The organism is Campylobacter sputorum subsp. sputorum (assembly GCF_008245005.1).
GTDB classification, from domain to species: Bacteria; Campylobacterota; Campylobacteria; order Campylobacterales; family Campylobacteraceae; genus Campylobacter_F; species Campylobacter_F sputorum.
The window spans coordinates 930,371-943,818 of record NZ_CP043427.1; the positions used below are offsets into that span (position 1 = coordinate 930,371).

The following is a 13,448-nucleotide window of genomic DNA, read 5'->3' on the forward strand; positions in this document are numbered from 1 at the left end:
AAAGCAAAGCAGTTTGCTTTTTATTGTGCAAAGCCCACACTCTCCCAGCTGAGCTAATTCCCCAATACATATTATGCAAAACTGAGAATAGATAACGGAATAAAGCTCACATATTCTGTTTTAGATAGCTTTAAACAATAAAATAAATTATTCTTTTATTTTTTATTTAAGTAAAATCTAAATTATATAATTTCTTTTTAGCACTATATATCTTTATTAACATCAATCTCTGAAAACTAAACAAGGATGATTGAGTAGATTAGTTTATATACTAATCTAAAATTTTCCTTTGATGAATATTTTGTGAGAAATATTCATTGTACTCTAGAAAGGAGGTGATCCAACCGCAGGTTCTCCTACGGTTACCTTGTTACGACTTCACCCCAGTCGCTGATTCCACTGTGGACCATAACCAATTTGGTATTTGGGCTTCGAGTGAAATCAACTCCCATGGTGTGACGGGCGGTGAGTACAAGACCCGGGAACGTATTCACCGTAGCATGGCTGATCTACGATTACTAGCGATTCCGGCTTCATGGAGTCGAGTTGCAGACTCCAATCCGAACTGGGACATATTTTATAGATTTGCTCCATCTCGCGATATTGCGTCTTATTGTATATGCCATTGTAGCACGTGTGTCGCCCCGGACATAAGGGCCATGATGACTTGACGTCGTCCACACCTTCCTCCTCCTTACGAAGGCAGTCTGTTTAGAGTGCTCAGCCTAACTGTTAGCAACTAAACACGTGGGTTGCGCTCGTTGCGGGACTTAACCCAACATCTCACGACACGAGCTGACGACAGCCGTGCAGCACCTGTCTTAACATTTCTGCAAGCAGACACTCTTCTATCTCTAGATGATTTGTTAGATATCAAGTCCGGGTAAGGTTCTTCGCGTATCTTCGAATTAAACCACATGCTCCACCGCTTGTGCGGGTCCCCGTCTATTCCTTTGAGTTTTAATCTTGCGACCGTACTCCCCAGGCGGTATACTTAATCCGTTAGGTGGATTACTGCCATGACTAGCACAGCAACAACCAGTATACATCGTTTAGGGCGTGGACTACCAGGGTATCTAATCCTGTTTGCTCCCCACGCTTTCACGCATTAGTGTCAGTTAAGTTCTAGCAGATCGCCTTCGCAATAAGTATTCCTCTTGATATCTACGGATTTTACCCCTACACCAAGAATTCCATCTGCCTCTCCCTTACTCTAGATAGATAGTTTCCCAAGCAGTTTAGTAGTTAAGCTACTAGATTTCACAAGAGACTTATCTATCCACCTACGCGTCCTTTACGCCCAGTGATTCCGAGTAACGCTTGCACCCTCCGTATTACCGCGGCTGCTGGCACGGAGTTAGCCGGTGCTTATTCCTTTGGTACCGTCATTATTCTTCCCAAAGAAAAGGAGTTTACGCTCCGAAAAGTGTCATCCTCCACGCGGCGTTGCTGCTTCAGGGTTTCCCCCATTGAGCAATATTCCCTACTGCTGCCTCCCGTAGGAGTCTGGACCGTGTCTCAGTTCCAGTGTGACTGATCATCCTCTCAGACCAGTTATGCGTCATAGCCTTGGTAAGCCATTACCTTACCAACTAGCTGATACAATATAGCCTCATCCCATAGCGAAAGCTCTTAATAATATATATTAAGATATTTCTAAATGACTATTAAAAATATTAGTAATAATTTATATTTAGATTTAAAAATTAAGTCTTTTGTATTTTTAAATGCTATAAAAATTTATTAAATCTAACTGCTTTGCTTTTTTTTCGCTTTATTAATATAAAGCTTCAAAAAAGCTTATTGTTATATTTATAACTTTTTATTTATAAATTATCTTTGATATATATTATTAAGAGCTACATTTCCCAATTAAACTTATGTATAATTGGAGTATGAGGTATTAGCACTCATTTCTAAGTGTTGTTCCTCTCTATGGGGCAGATTAGCTATACATTACTCACCCGTGCGCCACTAATCCATCCTAGCAAGCTAGGACTTCATCGTTCGACTTGCATGTATTAGGCACGCCGCCAGCGTTCACTCTGAGCCAGGATCAAACTCTCCATATTTACTTCGCAGATTAGCAAAGCTAATCTTTGCGACAGGGAGTGTAAACACTCCCTTGACCCACCTAAAGTTATAAAGATTTATTAAAAGCTACGCTTTAAATAAATCATAAAATTAAGGTTTAATTAAACCTAACAACTTTAAGTAAATCACTAACTATAACTATGAAGTTTTAATCTAAAAACTTTTTATTTTTTAATAATTTGATTTTTAATCTTTATTATTAATAATTATATTTTTTACTACTTTTTACTTTCCAAAGAAAGCCTAAAAGTAGATGGCTCAATCGATCACTTGTTTAGATTTCAAAGATTGACTAAAAATGTTTAACAATATTAATTTAAAAAACACACTTAACAACAAAAAAAGATCTTTTAGGATTAAAAGGTTTTTCTGTGAAGCGGAAATTGAATTGTATAGAAATATTGCTTAAAGGGAGCTGAAAAAAGTAAGGGGTTGTGGGGGAAATTAGAATTTATTTTTTAGGTGAAATAAATGTTATTACAATATAATTATATATTAATTTAAAGATACTATTTTTAAGGAATATTATGATGATTATTTTACAAATTTTATTTTTTATCATTCTTTTATATATAGCAATGCTTTTTGTCTATGATAGATATGTTCAAAGGAAATCGGCTCTACTTATAAATTATCCTGTTATTGCTAGATTTAGATATATTTTTGAAATTTTAAGAGAGCCGCTTAGGCAATATTTTGCCGAAGAAAATTTTTATGAATCTAGAGATAAGATAAATTGGGTCTATAAAGCTGCAAAAGGAGATAATCTACTTATGTCTTTTAGTGTTTCAAAAGCATATGACGGAAGTAGATTTATGCTAAAACACTCATCAAGCGTTTTAAACAAAAATGAAGTTAGCAATAATTTTAGTGTTAATATAGGAAATAAAGATTGCAAAATACCATTTGTAACAAAATCTGTCATTGTTAGATCAGCAATGAGCGATGGTGCCTTAAGCCCAGAAGCAACAAGAGCTTTTTCCCTTGGTGCAATAAAGGGCAAATTTCCTATCAATATAGGCGAGGGTTCGCTTACTAGCAACTATTTTTTTAAGCACAAACTAACACTAGAGAGAGAAAAATATTTAGAAGTAATAAATCCGGATGAAAGTGCTAAAAAAATCTATCATTTATATAAAAAGCTATTTAACCACACCGTTGCTTCAAGAAAATATAAAGATTTGGCATTAAAAGGTAAAGCCAAAGATAGCTTTGTTTTAGACAAAGAGAGTCTTAAATTTTATAGAATAAACTGGGATGCTCCTATAGAAGCATTTCCACAAAATGTACCAGATGATGTGGCAGATATAATATTTCAAATTGGCTCAGGATTATATGGCGTAAGAGATGAAAATGGCAACTTTGATGAACTTAGATATCAAAAAGTAATGAAATTTTGTAAAGCAACTGAAATAAAAATAGCTCAAGGTGCAAAGCAAACAGGAGGAAAGCTACTAGGAACTAAAATTTCGCCAGAAATTTCTTATTATCGTGGTGTTCCTCAAGGCGTTGATCTTTTTAGTCCAAATAGATTTCCATATGCAAAAACATATGATGAATTGTTTGATTTTATCGAAAAACTAAAAAAACTTTCAGATAAGCCAGTTGGATTTAAGATAGTTGTTTCAGACATTAATGAAATTAAAAAAATGTGCCAAAATTTAGCTAATCGCAAAAAAGATGGAAAAATGCTTCCAGATTTTATAAGCATTGATGGTGGTGATGGCGGAAGCGGTGCTGCTCCGCTAGAACTAATGGAATCTGTTGGACTAAGCATAGCACACGCACTATATATAGTAGATAAAGAGTTAAAAGATGCTTCATTAAGGGATGATATGAAAATCATAGCTAGTAGCAAAATTCTAACACCAGATGATGTCGCCATAGTATTATGTTTAGGAGCCGATTTGACTGGAATTGCAAGAGGCTTTATGATGAGTGGCGGATGCATTAGAGCTAGAGTTTGTGCAGGTGCTGGAAAACACACTTGTCCTGTTGGCATGGCAACGCAAGATAAGAAAAAAAGATTTTCGTATCTTATAAATGAAAAGTCAGAACACATTGCAAATTATCACAATAGACTGCTAGATAGTTTAAAAACAATAATGGAAATAATGGGTATAAGTAGCCTTGATAAATTTGATAAAAGTATGATTACATATAGAAGTAGAAGTGGTGAATATTACTTTAATATAGATGATTATTTTAAAGAAAAAATTCACAATAAAGAAATATAAAAATCTTTTAGGATTTAAAGGCATTATATCAAACAATGAATTAATAACAATAAAAACTATTTAAAAATTCAAAGAAATTATAAATATTAAAATATTTTTAAAATGCTTAAATTGTTGTCTATATCAAGATGTAAATTTAAGCATTTTAAAAATTTATGATTTTAATGAGAAATTTTAATAAAAAATTATGATACAGAAAAATATTCGACTAAATTTGAATATTAGAGAGTGTAATTCCCTCGCGTTTTTTTACTTCTACTCCAAGATTTAATCGCTTTATATCTCCTATATAAGTTTGATATATTTCACAACCTTTACCTCTATATTGTATAAAAAAATTAAACCAATCATTGCTACTATTAATATTTTGTCTTATTTCATCTGTTAGCCATAAATCGGCATGTCTTTCATCAACCAAAAACTCATCACTATGATTATTTAACAAAAAGCCCAAACAATATCTTTGTTCAAGTACATGGTTGTAAGAATATAACTCCACCCCAATAGTTTGTTACATTTAATAGTTTTTTAAAGTAATCAAAATCATCTCCTTTTTCAGATATATAGGATATAATTCCAGCATCCTCAAGCTTTTTAAAGTTGTTACTAAAGCTAATACCACAAATCCTAAGTATATAACGCATTTATGCTCCTTTATAACAATTTCTATATCAACTCATTAGCCATATCGCCAATAAGATATAATGCATCTAATCCATCTTTAATCTCTTTTATATTTATTTTCTATGTGTTGATTTATCTGAGAGTCTGGATTAAATTTTTAAGGGCTTGAATTTTATCTTTTGATATATCAAAGTCAAATTTTTCTTCTTTAATAGCATATAAAACATCTTTTGTTTCTAATATCATAGCTATCTTTTCTAAATAAGCCATTACAGCTGGCTTAGCTAAGCACATTATAGCAAATGAGCTATCATCAATATGCTCTTTGTTAAATTGTTCTTGGATTACTCTAGTGCATTGCTCTAATCCTGTAAATCTACTTTTTACTTGCATATTTATTCTTATTTTAAATTTATTTGATTTTACAAAAAAATAAATAGTAAATTTTAACTTTAAATTTTAAAAAAGATAAATTAAGCCCTTTTTTTAGTAGTTTGTTTAAAATAAAATATAATTAGCCCAAAAATAACAAATATTATAAGTGGCATTACCCAAGGATATTCTTTTAGTTTTTCATAAGATTGTATCAGATAATCTCCCATAAAATAACTTAGCAATCCCAAACTAATTCCCCATACAATAGAACCAATTATATTAAAAATAGTAAATTTATAAAATGGATATTTTGTAAAAGCAATAGCAATAGGTATAATTGTCTTTATACCATAAATATATTTTTTAACAACTATTATAAAACTGCCATATTTTTTAAATAAAATTTGTGAAAGTGCCACATTTCGCCTTTGCTTTTTTAGGTATGGTAAAAATTCTTTTTTATTGTATCTACTAAGATAAAAAATAATACTATCTCCTATTATATTGCCAAGAATTGCTATAAATATACTTAAAGTTATATCCATTTTGCCAACACTACTAAGCACTCCAGCTGCTATAATAGCAACCATGCCGCCGCCAAGAGAGTAGAAAAATAAAATAAAATATCCATATGTAGATAAAGAAGTTAACATATCTTGCATTTTTACACCTTAGAATTTCAAAAAAGCTTTTATCAAAGATGAGTATGCATAAGAATCTTTTGAATAACTAAATTTATCGCCTAAGCCAATAATCGCTCCACTAAAGCTAGCTCCTGCAAAAAATCCACTATTATTAGCGTAAGCATAAATATCATTAGTAAATTTAATATCACTAACTCTGCTATATTTTTTCCCAAAATCTCCAAAAGAAACTGAAATATCAGAACTTATTGTAAATTTTGAATTTAATATATCATTTACTATACTATCTTTTAAAATGAATAAAACAAGGGAACTACTATCATATCCAATTTGAAGCCCAAGACTTCCGCCACCTATTTTTACATTTTCTATATGAGAAATTTCATTACCGTTTTTGATAACCATAACACCACTTCCGCCCATTCCGCCTACTATAAAGCCTATTTTAGTAAGCTTTGGAAATATAACTATTGCCTTAGCTTGAGCATAAAGCTGTTTTACTGGTGCATTTTGATTTTCTTTCATTACCAAAACATAAGAATTCGATGCATTTAACAACAACTCATTATTTGCAAAAAGCGGTGTTATAAAAAATAAAAAAAGCAGTATTTTGTTTAAAAAAAATGATTTATTTAGCATAATTTACCGCCCTAATTTCTCGTATAACATTAACTTTTATTTCACCAGGGTATTGAACTTTTTCGTGAATTTCATCAGCTATCTCTTTTGCCATAAGCACTGCTTCATCATCATTTATAAGTTTTGCATTTGCTATAACTCTTATTTCGCGACCAGCATTTATGGCGTAAGCCTGTTTTATGCCGTGTTTTCCTTTAGCTATTTCTTCTATAGCTTCAACTCTTTTTAAGAAAGATTCCAAAACTTCTCTTCTAGCACCAGGTCTTGCTGCACTTAGTACATCTGCTGTACAAACTGCCGCACTTTCAATACTAGTTGCTTCCTCATGCCCATGGTGAGCATAAATAGCATTTATGACAACATCGTGTTCTTTGTATCTTTTACAAATCTCAGCCCCTAAATCAACATGACTTCCTTCATATTCGTGCGTTAAAGCCTTACCTATATCATGCAAAAGCCCAGCTCTTTTAGCAAGCTTTTCATCCCCGCCTGTTTCAGCAGCTATTATGCCAGCTAAATGTGCAACTTCTAAGCTATGAGAAAGAGCATTTTGTCCGTAGCTTGCCCTAAATTTAAGCTTACCTATAAGTTTTACTATCTCTGGATGTATGCCATTTAAACCAAGGTCCATAACTATATTTTCGCCCTCTTCTTGCACACTTTGTTCAAATTCATCAAAAACTTTTTTATAAATATCCTCTATTCTAGCAGGCTGAATCCTACCATCTTCAACTAAAAGCTCTATAACTTTGGTTGCTATTGCTCTTCTATAAAGATTAAAACTACTTAAAACTATGGCATGAGGAGTATCATCAATGATAACATCAACACCTAAAACCATCTCTAAAGTTTTAATATTTCTACCCTCTTTTCCTATGATTCTACCTTTTAGTTCATCATTTTTTATATTTACAACATTTATAAGTCTCTCAGCAGCAAATTCTCCGGCAAAACGCGTAGTAGCCTGAGCTAATATATAATTTACTCTTCTTTTTGACTCTTTTTTAGCCTCTTCTTCGTGTTTTCTTACTATATGGGCGATATCTGCTCTGCTTTTTTCTTCAACTTGTTTTAATATATTATATCGTGCTTCTTCTTGCGTCATTCCAGCAGCACGCTCAAGAATTTGCAAAGATTGAGCTAATTTTTCTTCATAAATTTTCTTTAGACTTAAATTTTCTTCTTTGAGTTTCTCTAAATTTTGCTTTTCTTTTTCAAAATCAGATTTGGTATTTTTTAAAATTTGCTGTTCGCTTTGCAAAATACTCTCTTTTTTAGCAATATCATCAAATTTTAGACTGTATTCTTTTTGAAGTTTATAACTTTTATCTTCATAATTTTTTCTAGCCTCAAACTCAGCCTTTTGAACCTTAAGATCAGATTCCATTAGCTTTTTTTCAGCTTCTTTTTCTATAGCCTTTGCTTTTTCTTTAGCTTGAACTATATATATCTCATGACTAGCATCATTTATCTTTTTAGCTACTAAATAACCTCCGCCTGCTCCGATTACACCTGCTCCTAAACCTATTAAAATATCTATCATTAAATCCTCTTTTAGAATAAATTTTAGTAGGGGTTAAATAAAAATCACATTTTATATCGTGTTTTTCACATACACGGTAATTAACAAAATAGTTGCTTATGCTTATAAAAACTATGATTGGGCGATAATTTAAATTTGAAAAAAACATATCGTAAAATCCCTTTCCATGTCCTATTCTAGCAAAATCCATATCAACCCCAACGACAGGGACTATAGCCAGATCTATTTTTTTTGTATAAGCATTTGAAAAATTTGGTTCTTTGACACCAAAACGCTTAATATGTATTGGCTGTCTTAATTTTACCATTTTTAAACTTTTACTTAACATAAACGGAACATATAATTCATATTTTCTACGCATATATCTCATTATTTTGTATAAATTTGGCTCACTTTGTAAAGGCAAAAAAATTAAAATTCGTTTAGCACAAATAAAATTTATTAAATTCAAAAGATTTCCAAACATTCTATAATGGGTAGATTTTGCACTAATTTTAACTCTTTTAGACAAATCTTGCTTTATAGATTTTCTCAAACTATTTTTATCTTTTTTAACACACATTTTATTTACTTTATAATATAATAATTCCAAAAAAAACAATGAGGAACTTACTATATGAAATTAAGATTTTTAATTATAACATTAATTTGCGTTATATTTTTTTATGGATGTGAGAAAAAAACACAAGATGATAAGCAAAACTCAAATTTAAAAGAAGACAACCAAACGGCGATGATAGAACAAGATTATACTGCACCTTTTTTATTAAATTTACAAAATAAAAAACTTCTATCAATGCAAAAAAATGAAGATGGATTTAAAATAGAAAATAACGATAAAGCTATACTTTTTACATTTTTTACGACTTGGTGCCCACCTTGTAAAGCAGAAATCCCCCATCTCAATGAAATACAAAATATGTTTAAAGATAATCTTATGATTGTTGGTGTTTTAATGGAAGAAAAAACACAAGAAGAAGTGAATGAATTTATAAAACAAAACAACATAAATTACGAAATATCTAGCGGTGAGTCAAATTTCTTTTTTAGTAACGCAATTGGCGGAATAAACGGCGTCCCATACACTATACTTTATGATAAAAATGGAAAATATATATCAAGATATCTTGGTCTTGTTCCAAGAGAAATGTTGATTTCGGATATAAATAAGGTTTTATTATAATGCTTGACTTTCTTAAAAAAACATTTAGTGCAATCAATAGCGCAAAACCAAAAAATAAAATAATTTCAAAAGAAGTTTTAGAAGATATGTTACTTGAAGCTGATGTTGATTACTCTATAGTAGAAGAAATTATTTACTACCTGCCGCCAAATGATATGGTAAAAAGAGATGACTTAAAAAGAGTTATGCTTACATATTTTTTATACCCAAAACAAGAAGAGAAAAATGCAATACCTTTTGTAGAACTAATACTTGGTGTAAATGGGGCTGGAAAAACAACAACTATAGCAAAACTTGCAAATTTATATAAAAATAATGGCAAAAAAGTTATGCTTGGAGCTTGTGATACATTTAGAGCAGGAGCGGTTGAGCAGTTAAAATTATGGGCAAATAAAATAAATATCCCTATAGTGTTTTCTGCACAAGGTCACGATCCTGCTGCAGTTGCTTACGATACTATAAGCTCTGCAATAGCAAAAAAAATTGATAATGTTTTAATTGATACAGCAGGAAGACTACAAAATAAGAAAAACCTAGCAAATGAACTTGAAAAAATTGTCAGAATTAGCTCTAAGGCTATGCAATCAGCACCACATAGAAAAATTTTAGTTTTAGATGGCACTCAAGGAACTGCCGGTTTTTCTCAAGCAAAAGCATTTAACGAGATAATAAAACTTGATGGCGTAATTATAACAAAGCTCGATGGAACTCCTAAAGGCGGGGCACTTTTTAGCATAGCAAGAGAGCTAGAGCTTCCTATACTTTACATAGGAACAGGCGAAAAACAAGATGACATCTTAGAGTTTAGGGCACAAGATTTTGTTGATTCTATATTAGAAAGTATATTTGAATAATTCAAGAGAGTATAACTCTCTTGAATTTTTACTAAATTCCATCCTTTTTTCTAAAAAGATGAATTATATAAGTTATCATAAGGCATAAAATTTCTGGTATTATCCAACCAAGACCTATATCATAAAAAGGTATTTTTGCAAAAACTTCAGAAATCATAGGAATTTTTATACCAGCTGCATCAAATCCATTTACAATCCCCATTATCACAGCAACATAAACACAAGTTCTATAAATAAGCTTAGATGAGTTTATAAAGTTATTAATCAAAGCTAAGATTATTAAAACTATGGTTATTGGATATAGAGCTATTAATACAGGTATGCTATATGTTAAAAGAGCATTTAAGCCTACATTTGCAACACAAAAACTAAGGAAAGACCAAGTTATAACCCAAAATTTATAGCTTGTATTTTTAACTAAACCCGAGAAAAATTCACTAGCTGATGATATAAGTCCAACCGTTGTAGTTATACAAGCTAGTAAAAATATAGTTCCCAAAACAAACACTCCAAACCCACCAAAAAGCTGATTTGTGATATTAGAAAGCAAAGCTGCACCATTTTTCACATCTGGAAACAACGAAGATGTGCTAGCACCAATATATGCAAGCATCATATAAATAGACATTAGTATGGCACCGGCTAAAATTCCTGATTTGATAGTTGATTTTACTATTACTCTATTGTTTGTTAATCCAAGATTTTTTATAGCATTAATCACAACTATACCAAAAACTAATGAAGCAAGAGCGTCCATAGTCTCATAACCTGCTAAAAATCCAGATGCGATAGGATGCGATGCATATTTTCCAACAGCGGGTCCAAATTCCCCTATAGGATTAATAATATTTGATATGAATAGAAAAACAATCAAAATTAACATAAGCGGTGTTAGTATTTTTCCAAGCATTTCAACCATTTTACTAGGATTTATGCATATCAAATAGTTTATTATAAAATATATAAGAGTATAAACAAAAAGCCCAATTGATTGATTCTCAGTAGATATAAATGGGGCTATAGTAACTTCAAATGGCATATTTGCAGCTCTTGGTATAGCAAAAGCTGGTCCTATGGTAATATAAATTAAAATAGTAAAAATCATCGCAAAATACGGATCTACTCTTCTTACCAAGTTATCCATGCTATGGCTTTTTGCAACAGCTGCTATCCCAAGAACAGGAAGAGCTACACCAGTAATACAAAAAAACAAAATTGCTTCATATACATTTACACCAGCTTCTTTTCCAAGCATTGGGGGAAATATAAAATTTCCTGCTCCAAAAAACATTGAAAATAACATAAGCGATATAACCAAAAACTGCTTTTTACTAATCTTTGTCATAGGCTTCTCCATTTTTGAAAATAATCTGTTATTTTATATTTATTAATATTAAAATTATATTAAATTTAATCAATATTGTTTTTAATTATACTTAATATTTGATAAAATATAAAATATTAAATTTAAGAATAATATAATTTTAACATAGATATAATTTCATTTTTGTAACTTATTAATAAATTTATATAAAAATGGGGGGGGGGGTCGAACAATGTTTGAAAAAAATGTAGTTAAAAAACTAAACAAAGAAATAGAGCTTCTTAAAAGAGTTATGTGATGAAAATTCTGCATTAAAAGCACAAGTAGCAGAGCAAAGCGATACTAAAAAAACAAACCAAGATGAATCCATAAAAGCACAAATTTCCAAATCTCTTCAAGATATGACATTTAATAATGTCAAAATTGTTCAAAAAGATATGGAATCAAATTTAGAAAATGCTAAAGAAATTGACCAAAAAAGTAAAGAAATTTCTAATGACATACATGAGTTATCAGATGTATTTAAAAGCGTTGTATCATCATTAGAACAAATTTCAAGTTCATCAAATGAAGCACATTCTATCGCAGATAAATTGCATAAAGTTGTTGATGAAATTTCAACAGTTGTAAATTTAATAAAAGATATATCAGATCAAACAAATCTTTTAGCACTAAATGCTGCTATTGAAGCTGCAAGGGCTGGAGAAGCTGGAAGAGGATTTGCCGTAGTTGCTGATGAAGTTAGAAAACTGGCTGAAAGAACACAAAAAGCAACAAGTGAGGTTGAATTAAACATAAATATTTTAAAACAAAGCACAAATGAAATGTTTACACACAGCCAATCTGTCCAAGAAACTGTAATAGAATCAAATACAAATATAGAAAAATTTTATAATAAATTTAAAGAATTAAATAATGATTCAAAAATTATAAGCAGTGATGCTATGGAGATTATGTATAAAATTTTTATTACTTTAGTTAAACTTGATCATGTTTTATTTAAAGTTGGCGGATATGGAGAAATTTTATCTGAGAATTTAAATCAATTAAGTGATCATTTACATTGTCGTCTTGGAAAATGGGCTTGCACAAACGGAAAAGAGAACTTTGGAGATACAAAAGCATTTAGAAAAATAGAAACACCTCACAAAATGGTTCACGAATTAATCAATAAATCTATAAAAGATTTTTCAAATCAAGAAAATAAAAGTCAAATTATAAACAATTTCAAAGAAGCAGAAAAACATACTATAGAACTTTTTAATATTTTTGATGAAATGCTTGAAGAAAAAATTCCAAAAAATAATTCATTATATGTGGCTAAATAAAAGCCACATATATTTTATATTTTATTAAACCTTAAATTTCCCAAGCTCATTATCAAGTTTAGAAGTCATATTTGATAGATGTTCACTAGCACTTGCTATCTCTTCAACACTTCTAGCATTTGCACTAGCAATTGAATCAACTTCTTTTACTTTATCCATAATCTTTTTAATACTATCAGAAACTTCTTTATACTCTTTTATACTATTTAAGTTAGAGTTAATGCTTTCTTGAATGATAATAGTATTTTTACTTACTACATCTTCTAAGCTTTTAGCATTTTCAGAAACATCTGTTATATTTTTAGTAGATTCTTCCATTTGAGAGCTTGCATCATTAACTGATTGAACTACTAAATTTATAGTTGTATTTATCTCATCTAAACTCTTTTGAGTTTTTTCTGCCAGTTTTCTAACTTCATCAGCAACTACAGCAAATCCTCTTCCTGCTTCTCCTGCTCTTGCAGCTTCAATAGCAGCATTTAATGCTAAAAGATTTGTTTGATCTGATATATCATTTATAACAGTTAAAACAGTTTTAACTTCTTCAGTGTTTCTACTTGTTTGATTTAGTTTTTGAGATAGTTCAATTTCTTTTTGAGCAAT

Annotated in this window: 12 protein-coding genes, 1 rRNA gene and 2 pseudogenes; 5 read left to right on the forward strand and 10 right to left on the reverse strand. The window is 30.6% G+C overall.

What is annotated here, in order from left to right:
* Window positions 1-328: 328 nt before the first annotated feature.
* Window positions 329-2,072, reverse strand: a 16S ribosomal RNA gene (locus CSPT_RS04655).
* 549 nt (window positions 2,073-2,621) lie between these two features.
* Here CSPT_RS04655 and CSPT_RS04660 point away from each other — a divergent pair.
* Window positions 2,622-4,331 carry an FMN-binding glutamate synthase family protein gene (locus CSPT_RS04660; protein ID WP_089182532.1) on the forward strand — a complete coding sequence of 570 codons (1,710 nt, stop codon included), beginning with the start codon at window positions 2,622-2,624 and terminating at the stop codon, window positions 4,329-4,331.
* A gap of 208 nt (window positions 4,332-4,539) precedes the next feature.
* Here the strand turns inward: CSPT_RS04660 and CSPT_RS04665 are convergent, their stop codons facing one another.
* The 7 genes from CSPT_RS04665 to CSPT_RS04690 all read right to left on the reverse strand — a co-directional run bounded on the left by CSPT_RS04665 (window position 4,540) and on the right by CSPT_RS04690 (window position 8,718).
* On the reverse strand, window positions 4,540-4,785 hold the full coding sequence (locus CSPT_RS04665) for a hypothetical protein (protein WP_089182533.1): 246 nt from the start codon (window positions 4,783-4,785) through the stop codon (window positions 4,540-4,542).
* Between the two features lie 13 nt (window positions 4,786-4,798).
* Window positions 4,799-4,975 (reverse strand): hypothetical protein, encoded by a 177-nt coding sequence (locus CSPT_RS09060; RefSeq protein WP_161492213.1) that lies wholly within the window; start codon window positions 4,973-4,975, stop codon window positions 4,799-4,801.
* Window positions 4,976-5,087: 112 nt separating this feature from the next.
* Window positions 5,088-5,348 carry a hypothetical protein gene (locus CSPT_RS04670; protein WP_089182534.1) on the reverse strand — a complete coding sequence of 87 codons (261 nt, stop codon included), beginning with the start codon at window positions 5,346-5,348 and terminating at the stop codon, window positions 5,088-5,090.
* Window positions 5,349-5,428: 80 nt separating this feature from the next.
* Window positions 5,429-5,992, reverse strand: a complete 564-nt coding sequence (locus CSPT_RS04675; protein WP_089182535.1) for a DedA family protein — start codon at window positions 5,990-5,992, stop codon at window positions 5,429-5,431.
* Window positions 5,993-6,001: 9 nt separating this feature from the next.
* Window positions 6,002-6,613, reverse strand: a complete 612-nt coding sequence (locus CSPT_RS04680; RefSeq protein WP_089182536.1) for a lipid-binding SYLF domain-containing protein — start codon at window positions 6,611-6,613, stop codon at window positions 6,002-6,004.
* Complete coding sequence (rny, locus tag CSPT_RS04685) at window positions 6,603-8,156, reverse strand: ribonuclease Y (RefSeq protein WP_089182537.1); 1,554 nt, start codon at window positions 8,154-8,156, stop codon at window positions 6,603-6,605. Before rny ends, CSPT_RS04680 begins: the two co-directional genes overlap by 11 nt.
* The gene (locus tag CSPT_RS04690) at window positions 8,089-8,718 is read right to left on the reverse strand and encodes a 5-formyltetrahydrofolate cyclo-ligase (protein ID WP_089182538.1); all 630 of its coding nucleotides are present in this window, start codon (window positions 8,716-8,718) and stop codon (window positions 8,089-8,091) included. The genes rny and CSPT_RS04690 overlap by 68 nt, the downstream gene beginning before the upstream one ends.
* 54 nt (window positions 8,719-8,772) lie before the next feature.
* Between CSPT_RS04690 and CSPT_RS04695 the strand changes: the two genes are divergently transcribed.
* Both CSPT_RS04695 and ftsY read left to right on the forward strand, forming a co-directional pair.
* Window positions 8,773-9,339 carry a TlpA family protein disulfide reductase gene (locus tag CSPT_RS04695; protein ID WP_089182539.1) on the forward strand — a complete coding sequence of 189 codons (567 nt, stop codon included), beginning with the start codon at window positions 8,773-8,775 and terminating at the stop codon, window positions 9,337-9,339.
* On the forward strand, window positions 9,339-10,193 hold the full coding sequence (gene ftsY, locus CSPT_RS04700; protein WP_089182540.1) for a signal recognition particle-docking protein FtsY: 855 nt from the start codon (window positions 9,339-9,341) through the stop codon (window positions 10,191-10,193). The genes CSPT_RS04695 and ftsY overlap by 1 nt, the downstream gene beginning before the upstream one ends.
* Window positions 10,194-10,224: 31 nt before the next feature.
* Here the strand turns inward: ftsY and brnQ are convergent, their stop codons facing one another.
* Window positions 10,225-11,538, reverse strand: coding sequence for a branched-chain amino acid transport system II carrier protein (gene brnQ / locus CSPT_RS04705; RefSeq protein ID WP_235610043.1), 1,314 nt, complete (start codon window positions 11,536-11,538; stop codon window positions 10,225-10,227).
* A 614-nt stretch (window positions 11,539-12,152) separates the two neighbouring features.
* Between brnQ and CSPT_RS09480 the strand changes: the two are divergent.
* Window positions 12,153-12,410 (forward strand): annotated as a pseudogene (locus tag CSPT_RS09480) (methyl-accepting chemotaxis protein); the annotation flags it as partial.
* Window positions 12,411-12,470: 60 nt separating this feature from the next.
* Entirely contained in the window at window positions 12,471-12,845 is a 375-nt protein-coding gene (locus CSPT_RS09485; protein WP_418229785.1) for a CZB domain-containing protein, read from the forward strand.
* Between the two features lie 24 nt (window positions 12,846-12,869).
* On the opposite strand, the pseudogene CSPT_RS04715 reads toward CSPT_RS09485, so the two are convergent.
* Window positions 12,870-13,367 (reverse strand): annotated as a pseudogene (locus CSPT_RS04715) (methyl-accepting chemotaxis protein); the annotation flags it as partial.
* Between the last annotated feature and the right edge of the window lie 81 nt (window positions 13,368-13,448).